Source organism: Devosia sp., assembly GCF_039927955.1.
GTDB lineage: Bacteria > Pseudomonadota > Alphaproteobacteria > Rhizobiales > Devosiaceae > Devosia.
Map to the genome: position 1 here is coordinate 42,336 of NZ_JBDSUA010000078.1, position 24,203 is coordinate 66,538.

General features: G+C 60.8%; 31 protein-coding genes and 1 tRNA gene. 20 read left to right on the forward strand and 12 right to left on the reverse strand.

The genetic code is table 11. The annotated features are described in order from the left end of the window. Nucleotides 1–20: 20 nt before the first annotated feature. Nucleotides 21–920, reverse strand: coding sequence for a LytTR family DNA-binding domain-containing protein (locus ABIT12_RS18115; protein WP_348041452.1), 900 nt, complete (start codon nt 918–920; stop codon nt 21–23). On the opposite strand from ABIT12_RS18115, the gene ABIT12_RS18120 reads away from it, so the two are divergent. Next, nucleotides 904–1,428, forward strand: a complete 525-nt coding sequence (locus ABIT12_RS18120) for a DUF6622 family protein (RefSeq protein WP_348041454.1) — start codon at nt 904–906, stop codon at nt 1,426–1,428. The two genes, ABIT12_RS18115 and ABIT12_RS18120, sit on opposite strands and share 17 nt — an antisense overlap. Nucleotides 1,429–1,659: 231 nt before the next feature. Next, entirely contained in the window at nt 1,660–2,100 is a 441-nt protein-coding gene (locus ABIT12_RS18125) for a hypothetical protein (protein WP_348041456.1), read from the forward strand. 482 nt (nt 2,101–2,582) lie between these two features. Here the strand turns inward: ABIT12_RS18125 and ABIT12_RS18130 are convergent, their stop codons facing one another. Next, the gene (locus ABIT12_RS18130; protein WP_348041458.1) at nt 2,583–3,503 is read right to left on the reverse strand and encodes a LysR substrate-binding domain-containing protein; all 921 of its coding nucleotides are present in this window, start codon (nt 3,501–3,503) and stop codon (nt 2,583–2,585) included. A 119-nt stretch (nt 3,504–3,622) separates the two neighbouring features. On the opposite strand from ABIT12_RS18130, the gene ABIT12_RS18135 reads away from it, so the two are divergent. Next, nucleotides 3,623–3,772, forward strand: a complete 150-nt coding sequence (locus ABIT12_RS18135; protein WP_348041460.1) for a hypothetical protein — start codon at nt 3,623–3,625, stop codon at nt 3,770–3,772. A gap of 90 nt (nt 3,773–3,862) precedes the next feature. Beyond that, nucleotides 3,863–4,240, forward strand: coding sequence for a hypothetical protein (locus tag ABIT12_RS18140; protein WP_348041462.1), 378 nt, complete (start codon nt 3,863–3,865; stop codon nt 4,238–4,240). 132 nt (nt 4,241–4,372) lie between these two features. On the opposite strand, the gene ABIT12_RS18145 is transcribed toward ABIT12_RS18140, so the two are convergent. Beyond that, nucleotides 4,373–5,323, reverse strand: a complete 951-nt coding sequence (locus ABIT12_RS18145; protein WP_348041464.1) for an extensin family protein — start codon at nt 5,321–5,323, stop codon at nt 4,373–4,375. Nucleotides 5,324–5,445: 122 nt separating this feature from the next. On the opposite strand from ABIT12_RS18145, the gene lepA reads away from it, so the two are divergent. The 3 genes from lepA (at nt 5,446) to ABIT12_RS18160 (ending at nt 8,306) form a co-directional block, all read left to right on the forward strand. Then, complete coding sequence (gene lepA / locus ABIT12_RS18150; protein ID WP_348041466.1) at nt 5,446–7,251, forward strand: translation elongation factor 4; 1,806 nt, start codon at nt 5,446–5,448, stop codon at nt 7,249–7,251. 180 nt (nt 7,252–7,431) lie between these two features. After that, the gene (locus tag ABIT12_RS18155) at nt 7,432–7,626 is read left to right on the forward strand and encodes a hypothetical protein (protein ID WP_348041468.1); all 195 of its coding nucleotides are present in this window, start codon (nt 7,432–7,434) and stop codon (nt 7,624–7,626) included. An 11-nt stretch (nt 7,627–7,637) separates the two neighbouring features. Then, the gene (locus ABIT12_RS18160) at nt 7,638–8,306 is read left to right on the forward strand and encodes a Fic family protein (RefSeq protein WP_348041470.1); all 669 of its coding nucleotides are present in this window, start codon (nt 7,638–7,640) and stop codon (nt 8,304–8,306) included. 276 nt (nt 8,307–8,582) lie between these two features. On the opposite strand, the gene ABIT12_RS18165 is transcribed toward ABIT12_RS18160, so the two are convergent. The 3 genes from ABIT12_RS18165 to ABIT12_RS18175 form a co-directional block, all read right to left on the reverse strand. After that, complete coding sequence (locus tag ABIT12_RS18165) at nt 8,583–9,008, reverse strand: OsmC family protein (protein WP_348041472.1); 426 nt, start codon at nt 9,006–9,008, stop codon at nt 8,583–8,585. 565 nt (nt 9,009–9,573) lie between these two features. Beyond that, nucleotides 9,574–10,722 (reverse strand): DUF2235 domain-containing protein, encoded by a 1,149-nt coding sequence (locus ABIT12_RS18170; protein WP_348041474.1) that lies wholly within the window; start codon nt 10,720–10,722, stop codon nt 9,574–9,576. A gap of 123 nt (nt 10,723–10,845) precedes the next feature. Continuing rightward, on the reverse strand, nt 10,846–11,034 hold the full coding sequence (locus ABIT12_RS18175) for a hypothetical protein (protein ID WP_348041476.1): 189 nt from the start codon (nt 11,032–11,034) through the stop codon (nt 10,846–10,848). 181 nt (nt 11,035–11,215) lie between these two features. On the opposite strand from ABIT12_RS18175, the gene ABIT12_RS18180 reads away from it, so the two are divergent. The 12 genes from ABIT12_RS18180 (at nt 11,216) to ABIT12_RS18240 (ending at nt 20,481) form a co-directional block, all read left to right on the forward strand. Beyond that, nucleotides 11,216–11,533 (forward strand): helix-turn-helix transcriptional regulator, encoded by a 318-nt coding sequence (locus ABIT12_RS18180; RefSeq protein ID WP_348041478.1) that lies wholly within the window; start codon nt 11,216–11,218, stop codon nt 11,531–11,533. Nucleotides 11,534–11,577: 44 nt separating this feature from the next. Then, nucleotides 11,578–12,096, forward strand: a complete 519-nt coding sequence (locus tag ABIT12_RS18185) for an ImmA/IrrE family metallo-endopeptidase (RefSeq protein WP_348041480.1) — start codon at nt 11,578–11,580, stop codon at nt 12,094–12,096. Between the two features lie 133 nt (nt 12,097–12,229). Further along, nucleotides 12,230–13,237, forward strand: a complete 1,008-nt coding sequence (locus ABIT12_RS18190) for a VOC family protein (protein WP_348041482.1) — start codon at nt 12,230–12,232, stop codon at nt 13,235–13,237. A 370-nt stretch (nt 13,238–13,607) separates the two neighbouring features. Then, a complete protein-coding gene (locus ABIT12_RS18195; RefSeq protein ID WP_348041484.1) occupies nt 13,608–14,087 on the forward strand; it encodes a glutathione peroxidase in 480 nt (159 codons plus the stop codon). 44 nt (nt 14,088–14,131) lie between these two features. Beyond that, nucleotides 14,132–14,593 (forward strand): cyclic nucleotide-binding domain-containing protein, encoded by a 462-nt coding sequence (locus ABIT12_RS18200; RefSeq protein WP_348041486.1) that lies wholly within the window; start codon nt 14,132–14,134, stop codon nt 14,591–14,593. Continuing rightward, nucleotides 14,590–14,886, forward strand: a complete 297-nt coding sequence (locus ABIT12_RS18205) for a SelT/SelW/SelH family protein (RefSeq protein WP_348041488.1) — start codon at nt 14,590–14,592, stop codon at nt 14,884–14,886. Before ABIT12_RS18200 ends, ABIT12_RS18205 begins: the two co-directional genes overlap by 4 nt. A 131-nt stretch (nt 14,887–15,017) precedes the next feature. Beyond that, nucleotides 15,018–15,386 carry a YegP family protein gene (locus ABIT12_RS18375; protein ID WP_407065649.1) on the forward strand — a complete coding sequence of 123 codons (369 nt, stop codon included), beginning with the start codon at nt 15,018–15,020 and terminating at the stop codon, nt 15,384–15,386. A 143-nt stretch (nt 15,387–15,529) separates the two neighbouring features. Further along, nucleotides 15,530–16,324, forward strand: coding sequence for a transporter substrate-binding domain-containing protein (locus ABIT12_RS18220; RefSeq protein ID WP_348041490.1), 795 nt, complete (start codon nt 15,530–15,532; stop codon nt 16,322–16,324). Nucleotides 16,325–16,360: 36 nt separating this feature from the next. After that, complete coding sequence (locus ABIT12_RS18225) at nt 16,361–17,173, forward strand: amino acid ABC transporter permease (RefSeq protein ID WP_348041492.1); 813 nt, start codon at nt 16,361–16,363, stop codon at nt 17,171–17,173. 63 nt (nt 17,174–17,236) lie between these two features. Then, nucleotides 17,237–17,746, forward strand: a complete 510-nt coding sequence (locus ABIT12_RS18230) for a CreA family protein (protein ID WP_348041494.1) — start codon at nt 17,237–17,239, stop codon at nt 17,744–17,746. Between the two features lie 169 nt (nt 17,747–17,915). Beyond that, nucleotides 17,916–18,551, forward strand: a complete 636-nt coding sequence (locus ABIT12_RS18235) for a peroxiredoxin (protein WP_348041498.1) — start codon at nt 17,916–17,918, stop codon at nt 18,549–18,551. Nucleotides 18,552–18,696: 145 nt separating this feature from the next. Then, nucleotides 18,697–20,481 (forward strand): hypothetical protein, encoded by a 1,785-nt coding sequence (locus ABIT12_RS18240; protein ID WP_348041500.1) that lies wholly within the window; start codon nt 18,697–18,699, stop codon nt 20,479–20,481. Here the strand turns inward: ABIT12_RS18240 and ABIT12_RS18245 are convergent. Genes ABIT12_RS18245 through ABIT12_RS18260 form a run of 4 tightly spaced genes read right to left on the reverse strand, consistent with a single transcriptional unit; the run spans nt 20,453 to nt 22,209 of the window. Next, a complete protein-coding gene (locus tag ABIT12_RS18245) occupies nt 20,453–20,842 on the reverse strand; it encodes an MmcQ/YjbR family DNA-binding protein (RefSeq protein WP_348041502.1) in 390 nt (129 codons plus the stop codon). The two genes, ABIT12_RS18240 and ABIT12_RS18245, sit on opposite strands and share 29 nt — an antisense overlap. Continuing rightward, on the reverse strand, nt 20,839–21,192 hold the full coding sequence (locus ABIT12_RS18250; protein ID WP_348041504.1) for an MmcQ/YjbR family DNA-binding protein: 354 nt from the start codon (nt 21,190–21,192) through the stop codon (nt 20,839–20,841). Before ABIT12_RS18250 ends, ABIT12_RS18245 begins: the two co-directional genes overlap by 4 nt. 29 nt (nt 21,193–21,221) lie before the next feature. After that, a complete protein-coding gene (gene msrA / locus ABIT12_RS18255) occupies nt 21,222–21,848 on the reverse strand; it encodes a peptide-methionine (S)-S-oxide reductase MsrA (RefSeq protein ID WP_348041506.1) in 627 nt (208 codons plus the stop codon). Nucleotides 21,849–21,885: 37 nt separating this feature from the next. Beyond that, complete coding sequence (locus ABIT12_RS18260; RefSeq protein WP_348041508.1) at nt 21,886–22,209, reverse strand: hypothetical protein; 324 nt, start codon at nt 22,207–22,209, stop codon at nt 21,886–21,888. Between the two features lie 240 nt (nt 22,210–22,449). Between ABIT12_RS18260 and ABIT12_RS18265 the strand changes: the two genes are divergently transcribed. Then, a tRNA-Ser gene (locus ABIT12_RS18265) sits at nt 22,450–22,539 on the forward strand. 317 nt (nt 22,540–22,856) lie between these two features. Here ABIT12_RS18265 and ABIT12_RS18270 read toward each other — a convergent pair. Beyond that, nucleotides 22,857–23,453: a cation transporter gene (locus ABIT12_RS18270; RefSeq protein ID WP_348041510.1), complete on the reverse strand. Its 597-nt coding sequence runs from the start codon at nt 23,451–23,453 to the stop codon at nt 22,857–22,859. A 58-nt stretch (nt 23,454–23,511) separates the two neighbouring features. Next, on the reverse strand, nt 23,512–24,153 hold the full coding sequence (locus ABIT12_RS18275) for a TetR/AcrR family transcriptional regulator (RefSeq protein WP_348041512.1): 642 nt from the start codon (nt 24,151–24,153) through the stop codon (nt 23,512–23,514). Nucleotides 24,154–24,203 lie beyond the last annotated feature (50 nt).

The window sequence follows — 24,203 nt, forward strand, 5'->3', positions numbered from 1 at the left end:
TGCATGCCGCCAACCCAGTTCTAAACCACCAGTCCCGCCGCCTTCGCCTCGGCCATGAACCCCCGGCTCACTGGCAGCCGCGCGCCATTGCGCATTTCCACCACCGGCTTGCCATCGACCCGCAACACCTTGCTGACCGCATCGAGCGCCACCCAATGCGAGCGGTGGATCTGCACGCCCTTAATCGGCGCCGTCTCGCGGATGGCATCGCTGAGCCGCATCAGCACCAGGGTGGTGCCCTTGTCAGTGACCACATCGATATAATGATCGCTGACCGAAATATGGCTCAGCTTGCCGCGCTGCGGATGCGGCAGCCGCTCCAGGATCGGCGGCGGCACCGGCACGGTCGCCGGTTCGGCCAGCTTCTGGGTCCGCGCCATCACCACCAGTACCGCAACGATCGCCAGCGCGATGGCGAGGCAATAAAACCACAGCCGCAGCGGATCGACATTGGCATGGCCGCCACTGGCCACAAAGGTCGTGCCCCAGACCACCAGCCACGACGGTACCGAACTGACCGCGGTCGCAATGGCGATACGCGGCGCCATGGCATTCAGCCGCCCGTCGAGCGACGCCAGTGCCACCGTCGCCACCCCCTGGCTCAGCACATAGGTCAACGCCACGATTACCAGCCAGTAGATCAGCCGGTGCGGCGTATCGAATTGGTCGAGCGTGTTGAACGGCCCGGAAATGGTCAGCACCACGATTGCCGCGGCCATGCCGGTCAGCACCCGTGGCGAGGTCAGGTTGCGCTGCATTTCACGCAGCGCCAGTTGCAGCGGGCTTCCGTTCACGTAGCAGGCCTTGGTTTTGCGTAGGCGCATTTGAATGGGGGCGAGCATAGCGGCACACCGGTTTTCGACAAGCCCGCCACGTCTGGCAGGCACCAGATCGGAGCCCGAAATGACCAATGCCATCATGTCCATCACCACCATTCTCGCCCATACCCCGTTCTGGGTCTGGATCATTCTTGCCCTGCTGATCTGGCGCGGCCTCAAGAGCACCATGCCGCGCGAAGTCGGGCTGACCAGCCTGTTGCTGCTGCCTGCGGCGCTGGTGCTGCTCTCGGCCTACAATATCTTCAGTGGCGGCCTGACCATGGCCGTGGTCGCCGGTCTGGCAATGGGCGCCCTGCTGGGCATTGCCGCCGGCCTGCAGCTTGAACGCCGCTTTGCCGCTGTTCCCGTTGGCCCCGGTCGCCTGCTGCTGCCGGGCGAATGGACCTCGCTGGGCGTGGTGCTGACCGTATTTGCCACCCGTTACATCAAAATCGTTGCCGGCATCGTCAATCCGGCGCTGGCCGCAAACGGCACCTTCGTTTTGGTCATGACCGGCATTTCTGCCTTCACCGTTGCCATGCTGCTCACCCGTACCGCGTCCCGCTTCCGGGTCATGCAGGGCGCCGCCCAGCCGATGCTGGTGCAGTAATCAGCCGCGCCAGAATTCCAGCAATGCCGAACGAACGTCGGCCGTTGCGTCAAGATTGGCGCAACGGCCGCACTATTCAATCTGCCAACCTCCTCAAAGGCGAGTGGAGCACAAGGGGGGGGGTCAACATGCGGGCCTGGGCAGGAAACTGCCTCCTATCGGAGCAGTGGACGGCGAAGCAAATATCCGTAACAAGATGGGCGGGGAAAATTACGGCGGCGTTTTGCAGCAATGTCTGGCATCCATCGAGACGACAGACCTGCACTTATTGCTCTAGGGCTCATCCTTCTTGCGATTGTTCTTGTCAGCGTTCTTGTCCGGCCAAACCACCCCATAGAAAAAGTTGCTGGCAACCTCGGCACCGAACAAAATGCTCAAAATAAAATCGTCCAAAGTCTGACCGGCGGCAGCGATTTCAACCCTTGGCAAGACCCGGTTGATCAATGGCTTATGGCTATTTTCTCCGTTGCATCAGCAGGCGTAAGTGCTTGGGCAATTTTTGAAGTACGCAAAACCTTCAGGGAAACCAAGCGAACTGCCGATGAGGCCGTTAGGGCCAATCAAACTGCACGCGAAATCGGGGAAGCTCAGGTACGCGCTTACATCGATACGGTTGAAGTCACGTATCGCGTCTCCCCCCGACATGCTCATTATGCGCGGGAGATTCCGTAACAACGGGCAATCCCCAGCCTTCAAATTCAAGGCGGAGCCCAAGCTCAGCGTCAATATAGCGTTCTACGATGCTTCTCGAAACGAACTGCCAAGTCTCGTTGCTAAGGAAGAAGGCTTCACAAGCTGGTGGTCTAGCACAAGACTCAGTTTTGCTGATATCACCCACATCTACAACGGTGGGACACAGTGGGCAGCACACATGACTTCGACGTGGACTGACGTTTTCGGAAAAACAAACGTCGTGGCTGCCAGCTTGTCGCACACCGGCGGTCTGTCAGAACCGGATAGCAAAGGCTTCCGAACTGGCGAAATGCGCGTAACCTACACCACTGCCGAATTCGGCAAAGAACCGACACAGCTTAGTTAATCATAGTCGTGACGCACAGCCTTGGTGCTTTTGGTAAATGGGCCGGGTACACGTCGCTGCCAAGCGTTAGCACCAACATCTGTGGTAATCCGCGCTGAAGGCGACAGGGTCCGCTTCAGCCACTGCTGACCTGCGATTGATAGACATAGCCATTGACCGAGGCCGGCACCTCGCGCGCCAGCCATTCCCGGAACAGCCGCACCTTACGTGGTTCGCGGCGGCCAGTGGCGGTGGCCAGCCAATAGGCCTGCGTGCCCTCGGCGACGATATCGAACGGTCGCGCCAGGCGCCCGTCGCTGACCGCATCGGCGCTCATCATATCGGCGGCCAGCAACACGCCCTGCCCGGAAATCGCGGCATCGAAGGCCAGTGACGCATCCGACAGCGTCGGGCCGGAAAATTTCAGCGCCGGATCGACCCCGGCGGCGCTCCGCCACGTCTCCCACGACAGCATGCTGGTCTGGTCGCGGATCACCGGCACCCGTGCCAGATCGGCGGGTGATTGCAGTTGCCGTGCCAGTTCCGGCGCACAGATCGGGCGGAAACCGGTGCCGCCAACCAGGCTGGTGCTGGTGCCCGGCCACACGCCCAGCCCATAGCGGATGCCGCAATCGACATCCGGGCGGGTCAGGTCGAGCATGGCGGCGGTGACCGTCAGCCGCACCTCGATTTCGGGATAGAGCGTGGTGAATTTGTTGATCCGCCAGATCAGCCAGCGCGAGGCGAACACGCTGCCCATGGTCAGCGTCAGCACATGATCGTCGCGCCCCTTGAGCCCGGCGAGGCCATCCTGCAGCGCCGTGAACCCGGCGCTGAGCTGCGGCAAAGCCTGCACCAGCGCCGGCAGCGGCACCAGCCCGTGGGCGGTGCGTTCGAACAGTTCGACGCCCAGCCGTTCTTCGGCCCGCCGCAGATGCTGGCTGACGGCGCCAATGGTGACGCCCAGCTCTTCTGCCGCCGGGGCCAGCGCGCCGCGCCGGGCGACAATTTCAATGGCGCGCAGCGCATTGAGGGGAATGGGAAACACATTGGCCATATAGCTAATCTATAGCAGGCCAAATCTCTTGTCGATTGTTCCGGCCACGGCGGAGCGCCTATTAGTAGAGGCATCCAATAGCCATGACACGCCGAACAACCGAGACCCGGAGGTCTTTCATGCACAAAATCTTGAACTGGATCGCCGCAACACTTGCCGCCCTGCTGCAATCGGACCCGCCCGATGCGGCCTTTGATGCGCTCACGCCACAACAATGGGCCGATCTGCCGCCGCACCACCCCTGTTGCGACCAGGCCTGCTGCGTCTGAGCGCTTGTGCCGTGCTGAGGCCATAATATGGGGATTGAAGGGGGATCAATTGTGCCGGTCCAGCCGGCCCACTTTCCCCGGAGATGCCCCATGATCCGTTCCGTGATTGCCCTGTCCACCCTGCTTGCTGTGCTTTCGCCCGCTTTTGCGCAGGATGCCGCGCCGGCGGCAGCAATACCTGCGCCGGCAGCGGCGGCGCAAAAGCCGGATGTCGGCAATTTCCTGACCGGGCTGTACGCCACCCGCGCGGTGATCGAAATCTGCACCGTCACCGTCGATCCGGCCATCACCAGCGCCATGCAGGCCGATCAGCTCAAATACGAGCAGGATATGGGCTACGATCCCGCCTCGGCAGCGACCGCCTATGCCGACATCAAGAAATCAGTCGAAGGTACCAAGCCCGATTGCACCGCAGGCAGCGCCGATCTGAAGGGCGTCGATGCGGTGGTGGCGCTGTACAAGAAGTAATTCACTGCAGCTAGACTACCTGTCAGCATCCGATCGAAAAGCATCCACCGGCCCGGCACCTCCCCCTTGATGGGGGAGGCTGGGAGGGGGTGCTGGAAGCCACGATTTTTGGCTCTCCCGCCCCACCCTTGGCTACTCACACAACCGCGCCGTGCAGCTCTTGCCGTGGCAGCCGAAATCCACGTGGATATGATCGTGGTGCTCGGCATTGGCTTCCGGGCCCAGCGTGGTCATGAACTTCGAGCAGGCTGCGTCGTGGGCATAGCGCACGATGGCGCTGCCCTGTTCCTCGGTGCCGGGCCAGCCGGTTTCCACATTGATATTGCGCCCGTCTTCGAGCGCAAAGCCAGTCACGTCCAATGCATCGGCAAAGCCGTGTTCGGAGAGCGTCTCGGTGGATGAGCCGCCGACCCGGTTGCGGCACATATAGCTGGTGCCGACATTGATCGACTTGATCCGCGTATTGTCCTTGGCCCAGACATAGCCATCCACATCCGCCATCCACGCGGGCAACATGGTGGCCATGGCGCAATCGGTGGTCACCGCGCCCGAAATCGGCACCATGCGGCCGTTGACCGAAACGGCCGTCAGGCTGAGCGGCGATTGCGCCTGGCACTGCCCGTCATGGATCGGCGGCAGGATTTTGCCCTCCACCGCGCCCGTGGTCAGCGCCGGGCAGGCGGTCTGGTAAATCCGGTCGGGCTCCGGCGGCGCAGCCTGTGGCGCAACCGGCTCCGGCTGAGGTTCAGCGCCTGGCACCACCGGCTTGTCCGGCAGCGTCGGCGCCACCGGCGCGGCGACCACGGGTTCGGCCGGCTTTGCCACTTCTGGCACCGCCTCAGGCTCGCCCAGATGTTCCGGCCTTGGTCGTGGCAGCACCATATCGGGAGCGGCCGGCGCTGCATCCAGTTCCGCCGGGCGCGGTTCGGGCCTGGGTGCCACGGGCACCGGCTTGTGCGGGGTCGGCGCGTGCTGGGTGGGCGGGGTGAACACCTCGACCATCTGCTGCAGAAAATCCCTGGCGGCGACGGGCGCGGCGAGGGCGATGAAGACGGCGACGGTGGCGGGGATGAGGTGACGCATGCCTGTCCAACGCCCGCACGCGCCAATCGTTGCCCGAAGTGGTCAAACCCTGCGCAAAAAGCGCGGTTAACCTGCGATAAACCATCTTTGCGCCGCCGCCGCCTTTCTGCTAACAGGGCGCCATGACCACGCCCCTGCACCTCATCCGCAATTTTTCCATCGTCGCCCATATCGACCATGGCAAATCCACCCTCGCCGACCGGCTGATCCAGATGACGGGCGGGCTGGAACTGCGCGAAATGAAGGAGCAGGTGCTCGATTCGATGGATATCGAGCGCGAGCGCGGCATCACCATCAAGGCGCAGACCGTGCGCCTCAAATATCATGCCAAGGATGGCCTCGATTATATCCTGAACCTGATCGACACCCCCGGCCACGTCGACTTCGCCTATGAAGTGAGCCGCTCGATGGCCGCCGTCGAAGGCTCGCTGCTGGTGGTCGATGCCTCCCAGGGCGTCGAGGCCCAGACGCTGGCCAACGTGTATCACGCGCTCGATGCCAATCACGAAGTCGTTCCCGTCCTCAACAAGGTCGACCTGCCCGCCGCCGATGTCGATCGCGTCAAGCAGCAGATCGAGGATGTCATTGGCCTCGATGCTTCCGAGGCGCTGGAAATCTCCGCCAAATCCGGCCTCGGCATCGATACGGTGCTCGAAGCCATCGTCACCCGCCTGCCCGCGCCCAAGGGCGATATCAACGCCCCGCTCAAGGCGCTGCTGGTCGATAGCTGGTACGATACCTATCTCGGCGTCGTGGTGTTGATCCGCGTCATCGATGGCACCGTCCGCAAGGGCCAGAAGATCCGCATGATGAATGCGAACGCCACCTATGAACTGGATCGCGTCGGGGTGTTCACCCCCAAGCTGGTCGATATCGCCGAACTCGGGCCGGGCGAGCTGGGCTTTTTTACCGCATCGATCAAGGAAGTGGCCGATACCAATGTCGGCGACACCATCACCGACGACAAGAAGCCCACCGCCCACGCGCTGCCCGATTTCCGCCCGGCGCAACCGGTGGTGTTCTGCGGCCTGTTCCCGGTCGATGCGAGCGATTTTGACGAGCTGCGCGCCGCCATGGGCAAGCTGCGGCTCAACGACGCCAGCTTTTCCTTTGAAATGGAAACCTCGGCGGCGCTCGGCTTCGGCTTCCGCTGCGGCTTTTTGGGCCTGCTGCATCTGGAAATCATCCAGGAACGCCTCAGCCGCGAGTTCAATCTCGATCTGATCGCCACCGCCCCGTCGGTGGTCTATGAAATTGCCCTGCGCAATGGCGAGACCATGTCGCTGCACAATCCGGCCGATCTGCCGGACGTGATGCAGATCGAGGAAATCCGCGAGCCCTGGATCAAGGCGACCATCCTCACCCCCGACGAATATCTGGGATCGATCCTCAAGCTCTGCCAGGATCGCCGCGGTATCCAGAAGAACCTGAGCTATGTCGGCAATCGCGCCATGGTGGAATATGAGCTGCCGCTCAACGAAGTGGTGTTCGATTTCTATGACCGGCTGAAGAGCATTTCCAAGGGCTATGCCAGCTTTGACTATACCCTGGCCGATCACCGCGTCGGCGATCTGGTCAAGCTCAGCATCCTGGTCAATGCCGAACCGGTCGACGCGCTCTCGATGCTGGTCCACCGCACCGTCGCCGAAACCCGCGGCCGCATCATGTGCGAAAAGCTCAAGGAACTGATCCCGCCGCATCTGTTCGTGATCCCGATCCAGGCCGCCATCGGCGGCAAGATCATCGCCCGCGAAACCGTCCGCGCCATGCGCAAGGACGTAACGGCAAAATGCTACGGCGGCGACGCCACCCGCAAGCGCAAGCTGCTGGACAAGCAGAAGGCCGGCAAGAAGAAGATGCGGCAGTTTGGGTCGGTTGAGATTCCGCAGGAGGCGTTCATCAAGGCGCTGAAGATGGGGGACGACTAACCGGTTGGCGCTTTGGCAGGTTACTCGCCGGGTCGCTGCCGCAGGCAGCGGGCACCCGGAGCGATCCATCAGTCAGCCCCTCCCGCCCCTACCGAAAAATTATTCCGCCCCCATTTTTCCACACACGACATTAAGGGTTCACTGGTGCAAGATAGCATCGAATCCGACTTGGAGGTTTTCATGACTGACGCACTCGCCGCGCTGATCGAAGCTGCCAAGAAGATTCAGCAAACCGAGCAGCAGCAGGAACAGCAGCGGCGCAGCTTTGCCTACGGCAATACCGCGTTCGAGAATTCCGATATTACCCGCTCGATGATCGACGAACAGGCCGAACGGCTCGCGACCCTCCACGCGGAAGAGCTGAAGCACGACTAGGCGGGGCCTCAATGTCGGACGATCTGGTGCAGCGCCACAGCAAGGCATTCGAAGCTGAGCTGATTACCGACCCGGCCGAAAAGGCCAAGGCCGAAGCGCTCAATGGCCTTCGTCAATATGATTTCGGCCTGGACGTCATCAAGCAGGCCATGGAGCGCAAGAGTTTCAAGCTACGGGTCTCACTGGTCTTGTCGCTACAGCGCGAAGCGCTGCGCGGCATCAGCGCCTATGCCGGCAATTTCCGACCCGCTGGTGTCACCATCGAAGGCAGCAAGCACGCGCCGGTCGGCGCTCACCTTGTCCCCGAACTGGTCGAGGACATGTGCGACTACGTCAACGACAATTGGGAGACCGCCTCGCCTATCCACCTAGCCGCCTATATCATGTGGCGACTGAACTGGATTCATCCATTCTCGGACGGCAACGGCCGCACCTCGCGAACACTCTCCTATGTGGTGATGTGCTGCCGATTGGACGCCATCCTGCCCGGCCATCCGACCATTCCCGAACAGATCGTCAGCTACAGAAATCCCTATTTCGACGCCTTGGACGCTGCCGATGCCGCTTGGAAAGACGGCAAGCTGGACTTGTCCGCCATGGAGGAGCTGCTCGGGGGCATGTTGGCCGTCCAGCTCAAAGGCGTATACGACGCCGCGTCTGGGACGCCGGCCGCCGAATAGGCCCCGAAGTTTTCCCACCCACGGTCTCCTGGCGTAGTCCGCGCGCAGCGATCCGCTGAGGTGGCCTCTCCTACGCCCGCGGCTCCCTCAGTCTGCCACCCTCCCCCTTGTGGGGAGGGAAGCGAGATAGGACTTAGCCCTTCGCTAAGTCCGTTATCGAGTAGGAAGGGGGTATCTCTCCACCAGTCCGGTGCCCGCTGTCACCCTTCCAACCTCCTTCATCATGGGGGTGCCACTCGGTGGATGCCAAAACCTCCTACCCGACCGCCCTCAAGCTCAGCCCAGCTTGGCGTCCAGCGTGATGGTCAGTGCGCCCAGTGCATTGGACACCGGGCAGGCCGTCTTGGCCTTTTCGGCGATTTCGGCAAACTTGGCCGCATCGATGCCGGGCACCTTGCCCTCCAGCGTCAAAGCGCTGCTGGTAATGCCCGTGCCGGGGATCAGCTCAACGGCAGCCGAGACGCGCAGATTGTCCGCCGGCGTGCCATTTTCAGCCAGAAAATGGGCCAGTTGCATGGCGAAGCACCCCGCATGCGCCGCTGCAATCAACTCTTCCGGGTTGGTGCCCGATTGGCCGCTCTCATCGACAAACCGCCCCTTGAACGTATAGGGCAGGCCCGAAAGCGCGCCGCTTTGCGAGTCCAATGTGCCCTTGCCCTCGGTGAGTGACCCCTGCCAGTTCGCTGTCGCTGTGCGCTTCATGGTGCATATCCTTGCTTGAGAGTGATACCTGTCGGCGCGAAATAGTCAGGCTCCGATGTCCTGCCAAACCCCGAGCGCCTGGTTTCAGCTTACAGCACTGATGTAGAGAGGCCCACCACCCTACGCACGCTGTAGACGCTCCCGATGTCACCTCGGCGCAGGCTGGGGCCCATCCTGAGATGACGCGGCGGGCAACCGCCGCCTTCACCCAACCACGATGTCACCCCGGCGCGGGCCGGGGTCCATCCTGTGGCGCGTCTGGCCCATCCTCAGATGGGAATAGGTCCGGCGTATCTTTGTCTCGCCGCCGCGAGAGGCCCTGACCTATAGAAAAACAGGAGTGCTTGACTCCAGTCAGTCCGTCACGGCCTTCGAAGAAGGTAGTTCCGCCGTTCGGCATTCGAACGCGGATTATCGGGGCCCCACATTTCTCGCATTTAAGAGGAAACGAACCTGCGACACGGTCTACCGCATCCACTCGGTAGACTAAGCATTCACGCACGGGAATATTGCCGCGCCGGCCTTTCCGCAGGTGCGCGCGTCGCTTGAAAACAAGACCTGCCATCTAGCTAACGTCCTCCTCAACCTTGGGCCACAAGGCCTTTAAAGTTGCAGGTCGATACGGTTCCCAGGTTCTTCCCTTGGCCTCGTACGCCAGCCGGTTGCGTGTGCTCTCTGCCAGCAAGCTCTCTTGTTGCGGTCCTTCGCGGTGCCCTCGCCGGTAGATGCGGTCCAAGAAGTCCGGCGCCTTGGTCTGGTTGTGGAGTGGAGCCAGGGGATCTGCCATGGCACGCAATCCATCCAGCCGGACATTGTCGATGGCAAGACCTTCCGCCCTTGCACCGTCCATAATCCAGCCTAATGCGTCATTCGAAAGGCCTCGGATTTCGCCACCGCCGCCAACAGAGCCGTGATCGCCGGGAAACCAAAGCTGTTGATACTTCTCACCAGGGCTCCCTGCATTCAAAGCGTCAAGATTGGACCAGAGCGCTGGCCCAAAAGTCAGTCGATCTTCATCGGTGGCGACCGCATGCCGCGCGGCTTTGACGGTGCTGCTAAGGGCTGTGTCGTGGAACTGGTACTTTGCCCCCGTGCCGAATAGCGATCCAACAAGCAGGTGCTGCGGGATTCCAAGAGCCCCGACCGTATCCCAGACCCCAACATAGCGGATTATCAAAGGCATCGCGTTAGCTACTATAGTGGGGTCTCCGCCATGCTCTAGACGCCAACTACGATCCGCTTCTTTCAGAATGACATCTGGCGACCAGGCCATGCGTCGCCGCTGTGCTTCGTCACTGTCGGGATGTGTGCCTCCATCCTTATAGAAGGCGAAAATATTCCGGATTTCTCGGGCGCTGGCTCGCGGCACAATTCCGCACTTGCGGATAAGGCCGGCCAGCGACCTCGCCGTAAAGGCGCCCCTTGAAAAACCGAAGATGAAAATTTCGTCACCGGGCTCGTAATTGAAGATGAGAAAACGATACGCCGCCTCAATCTTGTCAAGCAAACCCAACCCGAAGGCGCCGGCTAACCGAGTCTCCCACCATTCGTTGATGACGTATGAGGTGCCGACCCCCTCGTCGTAATACGTTATCTGGGCGACGCCATCATCGCCCCTCGGAAGTACAAGTTGCGCGCTAATCAAAACGTTTGTTGGCTGTTCTGCCGACATGCGATTCCAAGTGCCGTCGCAAAAAACTGCTAACCGCTTCATCAGTGTGTCCTCTTGCTCGGCGCAACGTCAGGATGCGCCATTGCCTGCCGTAGGACGGCCCGCATGTAGTCCTCGTAGTCGTCACTGGTCGCGGGGCGGCGCAGCTTATTGATCTGGAGATCTTTAGGAGTTTTCGGTATCTCGGCCATCTGGTTCCTTGGCGACGCCCTTGAACGGGCCGTCTGACTGTTTGACTTCCATCAGTCGCCCGCTTCGCTCATCGCGCTTCTGAAAGAGCCCGTCCGGGCGCTGGAATTGGGTGCGGGCCGTTACCGAGCCGCGGCGAAAGTCATTTCCGGTGTTTTTAGCCATAGCGTTTGTCTCCAAATTCATTGTGTGACTTGACAGTTTCAGTCATTTGGCGTTGACCCATCGAATCGCAACTGATTCAGTAAGTGTGCCGTTGACTGGTACGGACGCTAGCGATTCGCAAGGCTGATGTCCAGTCGGTGGCGCACTAATATTAGTCAGTGAAACACTTGGGAGTGAATGTATGAAGATCGAGGACCTTGCCGGGCTGGTCCAAAAAAAGAAGGGGAGTATGGGGGTTCGGGCGGCCGCGGCAGAGATAGGGATCAGTCCAACAACGCTTTCCCGAATTGAAAAAGGACATGTTCCAGACATGGGGACGCTAGAAAAGATTTGTTTGTGGCTTGAAGAGGATATGGATAAGTTCACCGGGATCGGAGGACTTCAGATTGCCTTCAAGAAGAACAAGGCGGTCTCGCTAGACACCGCAAAATCACTGGCAGTTCTTATTGAACTAGCAAGCAAACAATTTGCGCAAGACATTGAAGCCGAAGGTCACTAATTTTGCTTCGACGAGGGTTCAAGTCACAGTGCGAGAGACGATCCGTGGAGATTAGAAAATCTCTTGGATTGAGAGCCGATGATGCGCTCCACGGCTCGGAACTCGCAGCGCAAATGCGGGCAACTGTCTGGAATGAGACTGACGTTCGAGGGCTGCCTGAGATCGACCTTAAACAGTTGACTGTTTTGGACGGTCAAAGCTGGTCAGCGTTCACGCTTCGAATAGGCACCCGTCACTTAGTCTTATACAATTCCTCTCAAACGCCACCTCGCGTTAACAGCGTTATCATGCATGAACTGGCGCACATCGCGCTTGGACACGAACTTCATTCGGCCAGTCTATCCGATGATGGTCACCTTATCCCGTCTAACTACAATCAAGACCAAGAGGATGAAGCCGATTGGCTTGGCGGCACACTTTTGCTGCCTCGGCCAACGCTTCTGCGTATCAGGCGAGAGCGGCTCAGCGACGGCGAAGCGATGACGAAGTTTCAAGCGAGCGAAGAAATGCTCAAGTGGCGCTTCCGCATGACAGGTGTGGATCATCAATTGCGCGTGCGTTAGCACGAGACACTGATTCCGACCTGCATCGTTGTCAGACATGGCCTTCCTATGTGGGCGGGACCCAACCCCTCCTGACACCCCTTTGTCACCCCACCCCTTACCCCTCGGCTCCATCCTCACCCCCGGAGCCCCCATGAACCTCGTCTCCCTCCGCATCATCACCGAAAACCCCAAAGCCTTCGCCGCCTTCTACGAGGCCGTCACCGGGCTCACCGCCACCTGGGCCACGCCCGATTTCGCCGAGCTGACCACGCCGGCCGGCACGCTGGCCATTACCAGCACGCGCTCGCTCGCTTTGTTCGGCGCCAATATCGCCCGCCCCGCCGCCAACCAGTCGGTGATCGTCGAATTCATCACCCCTGACGTCGATGCCGATTTCGTCCGACTCTCGGCACAGAACTTCACGTTCGAGCAGAGCCCACCACCATGCCCTGGGGCAATCGCTCGGCGCTGCTGCGCGATCCCGACGGCACGCTGGTCAATCTCTTCACCCCAGTCACACCGGCAGCCATGCAAAAATTTGCCGGTAAAATCTGACAACAGGCGGCGGGGTTTTCCCGCAAATCCCCACCCCTCCCCACACCCCTTATCCTGCCCCGCCAAACTCTGTGCGGAGCAGACCATGTCCAAGACCACCACGCCCGAACTCGCCATTCGCCATGAAGCCCTTTACCTGCGGCTGAACCCCTTCCTCCGGCAGGTGGAGACGGCCGCCAGCAAGCGGCCGGATGGGGCGGTGCCGGACAGCATGCGGGCGCTGGCCGAGGCGATGTTGTTTGATGCGCGGCGGTTTTCCGGGCAGCGGGGTGCTATCCCGCCGGCGGCGCCGGATCTGTTGGGGCTGGCGCTGCAACTGGCGCAGGCGCTGGCGGCGCTGGAGGTGTTCGAGGATGGGCACAGCGGCTGGGACGATGCGCAGAAATGCTTTGTCTGGTCGCTGCCGCAAGGCAAGAGCGTGCCGGTGCGGCGGCTCAAGCCCAAGGTGGCGCCGAAGAACGTGAAGGTGTCGTCCAAGATGGCGGAATTGCGCAAAAAGCTGGCGCGGCGGCTCGATGCCAAAATCGAGCAGGAATATGATCGCGGCGTGCGCGATGGCATGCTGGCGGCGGCGCGGGGGCAGCGTTCCGACGACACTTTCTAAAAACTTATCCCCGTCGGTTCTGCCGCGGGTAAACTGGGCGGATTGGCTCGCCTGGACGGTGTTGCAACGAACGGCAGCGAGCTGAATGCCGGGAGGGTGGGGGAGTCGTCTTCCGCCTGGGCCTCGGCGCCGGAGCCGTCCCAGCGCAAAGGGACAGCACCGCGCGGCGGGCCGGAAAACCCGGCGTCCCGGGGCGCATGGCGTCTCATTTCTATCTCTCCAGAGGCGCAATGCGCCCCGGGACCCGTCCTGCCTGTTGTTCCCCGGAGGCTTCTGGCCGTCCGGCGTCTGCTCATGCGGCAATGGCGCGAGGTGCAATCGGGGTGGCGCCGGTTTAGGCTCGGGGCAGTATCGATTCCCGGGACATTTCATGACCACGCTGTTTGATTTTACCGCGCCTTTGCTCAATGGCACGCCTCAGAAGCTATCCGCCTATGCGGGCAAGGTGGTGCTGATCGTCAACGTCGCCAGCCATTGCGGCTTTACCCGCCAATATACCGGGCTTGAGGCTTTGTGGCGGGCCCATAAGGATGCGGGGCTGGTGATCCTGGGCTTTCCCTGCAACCAGTTCGGCGAGCAGGAAGCCGGCACGGCCGAGGAAATCGCCGAGTTTTGCTCGCTGACCTATGAGGTGACCTTCCCGATCTTTGCCAAGATCGAGGTCAATGGGCCGGGGACCGATCCGATCTACGCTTTCCTTAAATCCGAAGCGCGGGGGATTTTGTGGAGCGAGGCGGTGAAATGGAATTTCACCAAATTCCTCGTCGGCCGCGATGGGCAGCCGGTCAAGCGCTATGGCTCCGATGTGGAGCCGGAAGCGCTTGAAGCCGACATCGCCGCATTGCTCTAGGGCCAGGCGGCACGCTATAGAAACGGCAGATGCGGAGGGCGCAGATGGCCGATATTCTGGATTATTGCAAAGATTTGAAGCAAGTCAGCTTCAAATCCGGGCAGAAACTGCTCAGCGAGGGCGACCGGCACGGCAAGCTGTTCGTGTTGATCGAGGGCGAAGTCGAAGTGATCCGCGAGCGCACGCAGGTCACCCATATCGATGAGCCGGGCTCGATCTTTGGGGAAATGTCGACCCTGCTCGACATGCCCCATTCGGCCACGGTCAAGGCGCTGTCGGACGTCAAGGCCTATGAAATCCCCGATGCGCTGACGTTTCTAGACAAGCGCCCGGAGTTTTCGCTGCACATCGCCACCATGCTGGCGCGGCGGCTGTATTACACCACGTCCTATCTGGTGGACCTGCAGCAGCAGGCCGCCGGCAAGCGGCAGGACCTGGATCTGGTCGATGAAATCCTGGCGACGCTGGTCGATCCGGAACAGTTCAAGGCCAGGAAGAAGAAATGAGCGACAAGCCGGCGCTCAGCATCACCTATTGCACCCAGTGCAACTGGCTGCTGCGCTCGGCCTGGATGGCGCAGGAAGTGCTGTCCACCTTTAGCCTGGAAATGGGATCGGTGACCCTGGTGCCGGGCAGTGGCGGGATTTTCGAGATCACGCTGGATGGCGAGCTGATCTGGGAGCGCAAGCGCGACGGCGGCTTTCCCGACGTCAAGCAGCTCAAGCAAATGGTGCGCGACCGCATCGATCCGCAGCGCAGCCTGGGCCATATCGATGGTCACGACAGCGCCTCCAAGTAATCCCCGCCCCGGTTGCAGGCGCTATAGTCTGCTCCAGCAGACAGGGGCCTTACAATTGCCGTCAGTCAGGATAGTCTCTTTTTCGGGAAGCATCCCGATCAACGGGTTGCCGCTTGAGGAGGCCCAGCGTCATGGCGCACAAGTTCAAGATCACCAAATCCAAGACCGGCGAGTTCGTCGCCAAATTCGTCTACAATGCCGAAACTCTGGTCTGGTCGGAAAATTACAAGTCCAAGGCCAGCGCCAGCAATTGCATCGAATCGATCAAAAAGCACGCGCCGGGTGCCCCGACCGTGGATTTGAGCAAGGGCGAAGAGGGCAAGGGCTATCGTTTCGAGATTGCCGCCTCCAAGGACGGGCAGACCTTTGTGCGCTTTGTCGCCGCCAATGGCGAAACCATGGTGCGGTCGGAAACCTACAAGTCCAAATCCAGTTCAAAGAACTGCATCAAATCGGTGATGGAACGCGGGCCCAAGGCTGAAACCGTCGACGAGGCCTGATCGGCCAATTCGGTTCGCCTTTATGTCCGGGATGGGCAAGGCTTTGCGCATTTGCCCATTCCCAAATGTTGATCGTCTGGTCTAATCTGCGCTTACGCCAAGGCCGACCAAGGGCCATGTCATTGCCGGGAGACTGCCGCCTCATGAACCTTTCGATCGCCGCTCTTGCCGCGCCGCTGCTGGCGCTTAGTCTTGTTGTCCCGACCATGGCCGCTGGCCTGCCCGATCTGGGTGGTCGCAGCATCAAGGCGGTCACCGAAAACGCCTATTATCCGCTGAACTTTGCCGACAAGACCGGGGCCGGCGTCGGGCTGGAATATGACCTGATCAACGAGGCGGCCAAGCGGCTCAATGCCAAGGTCGAGTGGAGCCAGTCGGCCTGGGACGTGATGATCGAGGCGGTGCGCACCGGCCAGTTCGATATCGGCGCCGATGGCATTACCATCAATGACGAGCGCAAGGCGCAGGTCGATTTCACCGACCCGTTCCTGACCGTCGATCAGTTCTTCATGGTGCGTGCCGACGAGGCCCGGATCACCGACAAGGACAGTTTTACCAAGGATACCTCGCTGCTGTTCGGCGCCCAGTCCGGCACGTCGGCATTTTATACCGCGATCTATGATGTGCTCGACGGCGACGAGACCAACCCGCGGGTCAAGCTGTTCGACACTTTCGGCGCATCGGTGCAGGCGCTCAAAAGTGGTGACGTCGATGCGGTGATTGCCGATCAGGCGGCCTCTGCCGGCTATATCGGGGCCGATCCCGGTGCCTTCAAAACCGTGGGCACACCGATCAAATCGGACCCGCTGGGGTTCATCCTGACGCCAAAATCGGACCTGGTGACGCCGCTCAATGCTGCCCTGGCGGAGATGAAAGCTGACGGAACGCTGGATAAGCTGACCAAGAAGTGGTTCTTCGATTACGGCGCCAGCCAGTAATCTTTCAGGGTCGCGCAGAGCGCGCGGCCCAGCTTCATGTCTGATCGAAATCCCAAACGCCGGCAGATCGATTTCCCGTGGTGGTTGCTGACCATCGCGCTGCTTGGTGCTGTGCTGTTGTGGGCCATTGTCAACGACACCGGCTACAACGAGATTTTTACCGTCGTCTCCAAAGGCATTTGGACCACCCTGTGGGTGGCGATGCTGGCTTTCCTGCTGGCCAGCGTTCTCGGGCTGCTGGTGGCGCTGGCCCGCACGTCAGACAAGGTCGTGCTGGTGCAGGCGGCGACGTTTTACATCGAGATCGTCCGTGGCGTGCCGATCCTGGTGGCGTTGTTCTACATCGCCTTTGTGGGCGCGCCAGGAATGGTCGAGGCCGGCAATATCCTGCTGTCGCCGCTGATCAGCCATGGTTGGCTACCGAAGCTGTCGATCCGCAATTTCGATTTTACCTGGCGGGCGATCTTTGCGCTGACGCTCTGCTATTCCGCCTTTATCGCCGAAATCTTCCGCGCCGGAATCGAGGCGGTGGACAAAGGCCAGATCGAGGCGGCGCGGGCGCTGGGGCTTTCCGGCTGGAACACCTTTCGCCATGTGGTGGCGCCGCAGGCGCTGCGCACCATCCTGCCGCCGCTGGGCAATGACTTCGTCTCGATGATCAAGGATTCGGCGCTGGTTTCGGCGCTTGGGGTGCAGGACATTACCCAGTTGGGCAAGGTTTACTCGTCGAGCAATTTCAAGTTCTTCGAGACCTATAATGTGGTGGCGTTCCTCTATCTCACCATGACAATCTCGCTGTCGCTGCTGGTGCGCGGGCTGGAACGCTATATGGCCCGTAACCGGCGCTGATCTTGCAGCCTGGGCACACCATGCCCACATGCTAGCCATTGCTGACCCTCGGAGCCGACGCCCATGAAAATCCTGCCCGCCGCCCTCCTTGCCCTCGGTCTTGCCGTGACGCTGTCCGCCTGTGGCGACAAGCGCGAAGTGGCCAGTGTCGGAGTTGACTGGACCGGTAACGACATTGCCATCGATGCCGTGGTTGATCCGCAGGTGCAGGGTGTGGTGTGCCATCTGGCCTATTTCAACCGCTCGTTTATCGACAAGCTGCAGCAGGGCAACTGGTTCGAGGACCCCTCTTATTCGGCGCTCGATTGTTCCCAGACCGGGCCGATCACCATCGGCAACATTTCAATGAACCCGGGTGGGGATGAAATCTTCAAGGAAAACCGCTCGCTGATCTGGAAGTCGTTGCGGGTCACCCGGATTTACGACACGCAGAACAATGCGCTGATCTATCTGGCCCATGCGCGCGAAATCCAGCAGGGCTCGGGCAAGATGTCGATGTCGGTGGTGCCGCTCTACAATACCGACGTTACCTGGACCAATGGCGCGCCCGCCAAGGCGGCAGCCAGCCAGTAGGCACGATCCGGCGCCATTGCGGAAATTGCACTGCCGTTGGAATGGAATGGCTTGCGCCAATGGCAAAAGCCGAAAATATTCCGCGCGCTGGCGCTATAATCGCGTCACTTGAGTACGATATTCTGTTGCAGAACAATGCGCCGCGTCAGCGAGCGCTGAAGGAGTTAAAATGGCAATTCTGATTGGCGATACCGCCCCCGATTTCGAACTCGAATCGACCGAAGGCCACATTCATTTTTATGACTATATCGAAGGCTCCTGGGCGGTGCTGTTTTCGCACCCCAAGAACTTCACCCCGGTCTGCACCACCGAGTTGGGTTATACGGCCAAGCTGAAGCCGGAATTCGACAAGCGCGGCGTCAAGGTGCTCGGCCTGTCGGTCGACAAGCTGGAAGACCATGCCGGCTGGGCCAAGGACATCGAGGAAACCCAGGGCACGGCGCTGAACTTCCCACTGCTGGCCGATACCCAGGGCGAAGTCGCCCGCAAGTACGACATGATCCACCCCAATGCCGACAATACGCTGACCGTGCGGTCGGTGTTCGTCATCGGGCCGGACAAGAAGGTCAAGCTCAAGATCGAATATCCTGCCTCGACCGGCCGCAACTTCGATGAAGTGATCCGGGTCATCGACAGTCTGCAACTGACCGCCAAGTATTCGGTGGCGACGCCAGTGAACTGGAAGAACGGCGATGACGTGATCATTGCCGGTTCGGTCAACAATGAAGCCGCCAAGCTGAAGTTCCCCAATGGCTGGAAGGAACCAAAGCCCTACCTCCGCATTGTTCCGCAACCCCGCGGCTGATCCAGGTCGCCGGTTTCTCCCCCCTGTATCATTGGACGGCAGGCCCCCCTGCCGTCCTTTTCTGTCTGGTCCGCCTTTAAGCGATTTTAACGACGGCGGCGTAGGGATGACGGGAGCGCAGTCAGCGCCGGCCCCGGATCGCTCCATGACCTCCCAACACCGCACGGCCCCGCATGTCAATCTGCTGCTGGTCCTGGCGGTATTTGCCGTGGCCGCCGGCACGCTGATCACCCGGGCTGTAGTCAGCGGCGCGACGACGCCATTATTTGCCGACACTGATGACGCCATGCGCATGGTCGTGGTGCGCGATTTTCTCAATGGGCAGAACTGGTACGATATCGTCCAGCATCGGCTGAACACCCCGTTCGGCGCGGAAGTCCACTGGTCGCGGCTCGTCGACCTGCCGATCGCCACCATCATTGCCATCGCCACCCCCTTTGCCTTCGGCCATGCCGAACAGGTCGCCGCCTATATCTGGCCGTTATCGCTGCTGCTGGTACTGCTCTGGCTCAGCGCCCGGCTGACGCTGCGTCTGGTGGGGCCTGACGGGGTGCTGCCAGCGCTGATCCTGCCGGTGCTCAGCCCCGCAGTGACCGCCGAGTTCACCCCCGGCCGCATGGATCACCACTCGATCCAGATCATCCTGACGCTGGCCATGGCCTGGGCCAGCATCGAGGCGCTCAAGCGCCCACGCTTTGCCCTGTTGGCTGGCGTGCTCTGCGCCACCGCACTGGCCATCGGCACCGAAGCGGTGCCAGCCGTTGCGGCCGCCATTGCAGCCTTTGCCCTGCTCTGGGTGCTGGGCGAGATGCAGGCCAAGGCGCTGCGCTGGTTCGGGCTCAGCTTTGCCGCCGCAGCGCTGGTGCACATGGCGATCGCCCTGCCCCCGTCGCGCTGGCTGGTGCCGGCCTGCGATGCGCTGTCGATCTTTTACGTTGGCGCCGCTGTGGTGGTCGGCGTGCTGTTCACCGGTCTGAGCGTGTGGCCGAAAGCCGCTGTCTCACCTTGGCCCAAACTGATCGCTGCGGTGATTACTGGCGCCATCGGCATTGCCGCCGTGCTGGCCATCGATCCGTTGTGCCTGCACGGCCCTTACGCTTCGCTCGATCCCTGGCTGATCAGCCACTGGATCGATGCCATTGCCGAGGCCAAGCCGTGGTGGAACAGCCTGTGGGATTTGCCGGCCTACACCATCGCCGTGGGCGTGCCCGGTGCGCTGGGCCTGATTCTGATCGGGCTGCATCTGCGCCAGCACAAGGATCGCGGCGAATGGCTGGTGCTGCTGATGTTTCTGGCCTCGGCCACGCTGATCATGGTCCTGCAGATCCGTGGTTCGCGGCTGGTGACGCTGCCGGCCATTCCGGCGGCCGCCTGGCTGATCGTTTCGGCCCGCGCACGCTATCTCAATAGTCAGAAACTCCGCGATGCCATCGGCCTGCTGGCCAGTTGGCTGGCGTTTTCGGGCATTGTCATCGTCATCGGGGTGACGCTGATCATTGCGCGCATCCCCAGTCACGCCCAGCAGATTGCTGAAACCCGCGGCGATCGCTTTGCCTGCCTGATGCCGGACGCCTTCGCCGATCTCAAAGGCATGGCGCCCGAACAGCTGATGACGCCCATCGATCTGGGCTCGCACATGCTGCTGGAAACGCCGCATTCGGTGGTGTCGGCACCCTATCACCGCGACGCGGAAGGGGTGCGCGACACCTTCGATTTCTTCAATGAACCGATCGCCAAAGCCCGCACAATTCTCGTCAGGCGCGGCATTGGCCTGGTCGTCACCTGCCCGGCCATGCCCGAAATGCAGGGTCAGGTCGATGCGGCCCCCGATTCCTTCGTGCGACTGGCCGAACAGGACGCCTTGCCGAGCTGGCTCAAGCAGGTCAGCAGCAGCGGCCCGCTCAAGATCTATGCGGTGCAGCCACAGTAAGGGCTTCCAGCCCCAAAGCTGCCTGCACGCGCCGCGATAGCCTGCTGGCAATCAACCGGTGGGCTTCGGTGATATAGGCTTTGACCTCGTCTTGGCTGAGCGGGCTTTCCGGAGCAATCGCCACCCAGCTGGCGCGGGCGAAATACGGCGCCGGCCGAATGCCCGGCAATTCCGTCAGCAGGTCATAGGCCATGGGCGAGGCCTTGAGCCAGATTTCGCCGGGATCACGATCGAGCAGGGCAAAAATCTTGCCCCCGACCTTGGCAACGCTGTCATCGCGCCATTGCTGCACCAGCGTCGCTGCTGGCAGCGCCAGCACGAATGGCTCGAACCCGGCTCTGCTGAACAGCTCCAGGCTCATTGCGGCGTCAACAGCCCAAGTTCGCCTTGCAGCTTTTTCGTCAGCTTCCTGGCAACCAGACCATGCGAGGCGGCGATATACAGCGCCAGATCAGCAGTCGGCATAGCGGCTGGCGCTACCATGACCCAGTGCCGCCTGGCAAAATACGGCGCCTGCTCGATGCCGTCATCAATGGTCAGCATGTCAAAGCTGGCTTCGGGGATTTTGAAGACAACGCTGCCGTCCGGACCAAATCCCCGTAAGGTGAAAACCTTGCCGCCAACTTTGGCGACAAGACTTCCCCATTGCTCGACGAAAGTGACGGCCGTCAGGCGGGCAGTGATGGTTTCAAACTCTGCCCGTGTCACCATGGCTAGGCCGCGACCCCGCTGCCGATCTTTCAGACCACGCCAGTGCCCTGCAGCCCGCAATAGCCGCGCGGATTCTTGGCCAGGTATTGCTGGTGATAGGTCTCGGCATAGTAGAATGCTCCTGCCGGGGCGATCTCCGTCGTGATCGCGCCCAGCCCCCTGGCCCACAGCGCGCCCTGATAGGCATCGCGGCTTTGCGCAACAATGTCAGCCTGCTCTGGCGTTGTGGTATAAATCGCCGAGCGGTACTGCGTGCCGCTGTCATTGCCCTGCCGCATGCCCTGGGTCGGATTGTGCTCTTCCCAGAAGGTCTTGAGCAAGGCCCGCAGCGACACCTGCGCCGGATCGAACACCACCTTGACCGCCTCGGTATGGCCGGTCTGGCCCGAACACACTTCGTCATAGGTCGGATTAGGCGTCGAACCGCCCTGATAGCCGACGGCGGTCACATAGACGCCAGGCACCTGCCAGAACAGCCGCTCGGCACCCCAGAAGCAGCCAAGACCGAAATAGATGGTCTGGGCATTGTCGGGATAATTGCCCTTGAGCGCATGGCCATTGACGGCGTGCCCGTCGAGGATAGCCATAGGCGTGGAGCGGCCGGGCAGCGCCTGGTTGGCGGCGGGAATGCTGGTCGGTTTGGATTTGAAGAACATCACAGGCTCCATCAATGAGTGAACACTGCCTATTCGGTCACAACTGGTCCTGGGTTACATAGGCGATGGCCTTGCGCGAGCGCCCAAGAATGGCAAACAGCAGCCCCGGCACCCCGACCACCGCAAAGGCCGGATAGCTCAGCAGCATGGCAAAACTGCTCTGCAACAGCTCGGCAAACATGCGGCCTGCAAAAAACGCCGAAACCTGTGCCTGGCTATCGGCATGCAGGCTGCTCCAGATCGAGCCCAGCGAGGTCAGCACCAAAGCATTGGCGCCGAGCGACTTGGTTCCATCGATTACCAGCAGGATAAGAGCCAGGCCCAACAGCCAGGTTCCCAGAATTCGCAAGATCAACCGCATCGTCATCCCTGAGCGCTCATCGAGGCCCGGGCTGGCCTACCCGGCAGATCAATAATCGCGCGCCTGTTTTTGCACGGCTGCTGCCCATCGAACAAGGGAGTAGCACCTGCCTTGAAAAACAATGCGAATCCGAGTGCCATGGTCCCTTGCGAACCAGCCGTCGATGGTTATAGTGCGCCCGCTCGTGACCGGCCAAGCCGACATGGCCCGGACCCTTCCACCGGACCAGTTCCACGACGCGGAGAGATGGCCGAGTGGTCGAAGGCGCACGCCTGGAAAGTGTGTAGGCGGGGAACCGTCTCAAGGGTTCGAATCCCTTTCTCTCCGCCAGCACCCTGGTAGGGCGCTAACTATATGAAATATCACAAGCCGCTTCGCCTCGGCGGCTGATCTGGCGAGGTCTTCGTCATCAAGCCGATCGAGAGCGTATTCGAATTCAAAAAGCGGCTTTCGCGCCTCTTCCAGCGCCCGTGCGGTTTCGAAGGATAGCGTCGGTCTATCTTGTTTATTCTGCGGGCACCTTGGCCCCTCCGATTTTGACGGGATCAGGCTAGGAAAGCTCGGCAGATGGAGACAATATCGAACATAGGTCTCGCTGCAGCGTGATGTCGTCACATTGAATTGCCTGTGGCGGAGTTCGGCAGTTGTCAGACTAATGCCTTATGTTCTTCTCGGGCGGCTGTCCAAACCTCGCGTGCCGCGTCGATGTTCATCGCCGCAATTGCCAACCCTACCACCACGTCGGGCCAGACCGATCGCCATACAAAAGCGGTGACGAGGCCTATGGCGATTATTGCCACATTGGCAACGGCGTCATTGCGCGCTGATAGGAAAGCGGCACGCGTCAGGCTGCCACTGTGCGAGCGGAATCGCGCCAGCATGAAGGCGCATGACAGGTTGACTAGGAGAGCGCCGCCACCTGTGATGGATAAGGCGAACGGCTCGGGCGGCACGGGATGGCTGAACTTGCTCCAAAGGGCCCACAGCAGTGCCAGAGCGGGAACGAGCAAAATACCGGCGAGCACCATACCCACCTGCGACCGCGCTTTGAGCGACCACGTCAGTGCCAGCATGATCAGAACGTTGACCGAAGCATCCTCGAGAAAGTCGACGCTGTCAGCGAAAAGAGACACTGACCCGATTCTGAGGGCCACAACGAATTCAACGCCGAAATAGGCCAAATTAAGCAACGCGACGACGAGAACTACTCGATGCAGCCCGTCGTTCTTGTCTGTGATCGGCATTTGGATTCTCCAAAAGGGCGAACGCGCGGCGAAGGATGGCTGCCATCAACTCGCGCCACTAAACGCCCGATAGAATATCGCCGATCCCGTTCAGTGCCAATTTCGAGAAGGCGCTTTCGATCACCGCCGGTGTCTCTTTGGCTCCTCGATCGAGCCACCAGGTCAAAACCGCCAAATAGGCGCCTACCAAGTATTGCACTGTCAGCTCGAGATGCTCGATGGCGGGGCTATGTGACGTGAGCTCCCTGCGAATGATGTCTGCGACCGCATGTCGGATCAAGTCCATGAATATTGGGCCGGCACGCCCGGCCATCAGCGCCTGATACAGAACCTGCTGTTCCCGCAGATGTTCGGTCATGAACCGGCTAAAGCCCAAGGTTTGATCGAGATGCGGGCTACCTGCCAACCGCGCAGCGGCGTGTTCAGCCATCAGCACCGTTCGCAGGCTTCCCGCAGCACTGCGCAGCAGATCGTCCTTGTCGGTAAAGTGGGCATAGAACGTCGAGCGGCCGATATCGGCGGCGTTGACGATATCGGCCACCGAGATAGCGTCATAGCCGCGCTCGACTGTCAGACGCATCAGCGTTTCGTGCAGGGTTTGCCTTGTGCGGCGCGAGCGTCGATCCGTTTTGGTGTCGGCGGCGAGCGCTGCTGCGGACTTTTCCCGGTCAAAACCCTTCCAATGTCCCGTATCGGCCATTTGCGGTTCCTGTGTCATTTGCATTCAAAGACACCTGTCTATTAACACAC

Coding starts and splice junctions, on each gene's coding strand:
- ABIT12_RS18235 (WP_348041498.1), top strand. CDS start 17,916: ATGGCAATTCTGATTGGCGATACCGCCCCCGATTTCGAACTCGAATCG.
- ABIT12_RS18260 (WP_348041508.1), bottom strand. CDS start 22,209: ATGCGGTTGATCTTGCGAATTCTGGGAACCTGGCTGTTGGGCCTGGCT.
- ABIT12_RS18240 (WP_348041500.1), top strand. CDS start 18,697: ATGACCTCCCAACACCGCACGGCCCCGCATGTCAATCTGCTGCTGGTC.
- ABIT12_RS18205 (WP_348041488.1), top strand. CDS start 14,590: ATGAGCGACAAGCCGGCGCTCAGCATCACCTATTGCACCCAGTGCAAC.
- ABIT12_RS18175 (WP_348041476.1), bottom strand. CDS start 11,034: ATGGCTAAAAACACCGGAAATGACTTTCGCCGCGGCTCGGTAACGGCC.
- ABIT12_RS18250 (WP_348041504.1), bottom strand. CDS start 21,192: ATGGTGACACGGGCAGAGTTTGAAACCATCACTGCCCGCCTGACGGCC.
- ABIT12_RS18145 (WP_348041464.1), bottom strand. CDS start 5,323: ATGCGTCACCTCATCCCCGCCACCGTCGCCGTCTTCATCGCCCTCGCC.
- ABIT12_RS18230 (WP_348041494.1), top strand. CDS start 17,237: ATGAAAATCCTGCCCGCCGCCCTCCTTGCCCTCGGTCTTGCCGTGACG.
- ABIT12_RS18190 (WP_348041482.1), top strand. CDS start 12,230: ATGAACCTCGTCTCCCTCCGCATCATCACCGAAAACCCCAAAGCCTTC.
- msrA (WP_348041506.1), bottom strand. CDS start 21,848: ATGTTCTTCAAATCCAAACCGACCAGCATTCCCGCCGCCAACCAGGCG.
- ABIT12_RS18125 (WP_348041456.1), top strand. CDS start 1,660: ATGTCTGGCATCCATCGAGACGACAGACCTGCACTTATTGCTCTAGGG.
- ABIT12_RS18275 (WP_348041512.1), bottom strand. CDS start 24,153: ATGGCCGATACGGGACATTGGAAGGGTTTTGACCGGGAAAAGTCCGCA.
- ABIT12_RS18200 (WP_348041486.1), top strand. CDS start 14,132: ATGGCCGATATTCTGGATTATTGCAAAGATTTGAAGCAAGTCAGCTTC.
- ABIT12_RS18270 (WP_348041510.1), bottom strand. CDS start 23,453: ATGCCGATCACAGACAAGAACGACGGGCTGCATCGAGTAGTTCTCGTC.
- lepA (WP_348041466.1), top strand. CDS start 5,446: ATGACCACGCCCCTGCACCTCATCCGCAATTTTTCCATCGTCGCCCAT.
- ABIT12_RS18120 (WP_348041454.1), top strand. CDS start 904: ATGACCAATGCCATCATGTCCATCACCACCATTCTCGCCCATACCCCG.
- ABIT12_RS18225 (WP_348041492.1), top strand. CDS start 16,361: ATGTCTGATCGAAATCCCAAACGCCGGCAGATCGATTTCCCGTGGTGG.
- ABIT12_RS18160 (WP_348041470.1), top strand. CDS start 7,638: ATGTCGGACGATCTGGTGCAGCGCCACAGCAAGGCATTCGAAGCTGAG.
- ABIT12_RS18115 (WP_348041452.1), bottom strand. CDS start 920: ATGATGGCATTGGTCATTTCGGGCTCCGATCTGGTGCCTGCCAGACGT.
- ABIT12_RS18155 (WP_348041468.1), top strand. CDS start 7,432: ATGACTGACGCACTCGCCGCGCTGATCGAAGCTGCCAAGAAGATTCAG.
- ABIT12_RS18140 (WP_348041462.1), top strand. CDS start 3,863: ATGATCCGTTCCGTGATTGCCCTGTCCACCCTGCTTGCTGTGCTTTCG.
- ABIT12_RS18130 (WP_348041458.1), bottom strand. CDS start 3,503: ATGGCCAATGTGTTTCCCATTCCCCTCAATGCGCTGCGCGCCATTGAA.
- ABIT12_RS18170 (WP_348041474.1), bottom strand. CDS start 10,722: ATGAAGCGGTTAGCAGTTTTTTGCGACGGCACTTGGAATCGCATGTCG.
- ABIT12_RS18195 (WP_348041484.1), top strand. CDS start 13,608: ATGACCACGCTGTTTGATTTTACCGCGCCTTTGCTCAATGGCACGCCT.
- ABIT12_RS18220 (WP_348041490.1), top strand. CDS start 15,530: ATGAACCTTTCGATCGCCGCTCTTGCCGCGCCGCTGCTGGCGCTTAGT.
- ABIT12_RS18375 (WP_407065649.1), top strand. CDS start 15,018: ATGGCGCACAAGTTCAAGATCACCAAATCCAAGACCGGCGAGTTCGTC.
- ABIT12_RS18135 (WP_348041460.1), top strand. CDS start 3,623: ATGCACAAAATCTTGAACTGGATCGCCGCAACACTTGCCGCCCTGCTG.
- ABIT12_RS18165 (WP_348041472.1), bottom strand. CDS start 9,008: ATGAAGCGCACAGCGACAGCGAACTGGCAGGGGTCACTCACCGAGGGC.
- ABIT12_RS18245 (WP_348041502.1), bottom strand. CDS start 20,842: ATGAGCCTGGAGCTGTTCAGCAGAGCCGGGTTCGAGCCATTCGTGCTG.
- ABIT12_RS18180 (WP_348041478.1), top strand. CDS start 11,216: ATGAAGATCGAGGACCTTGCCGGGCTGGTCCAAAAAAAGAAGGGGAGT.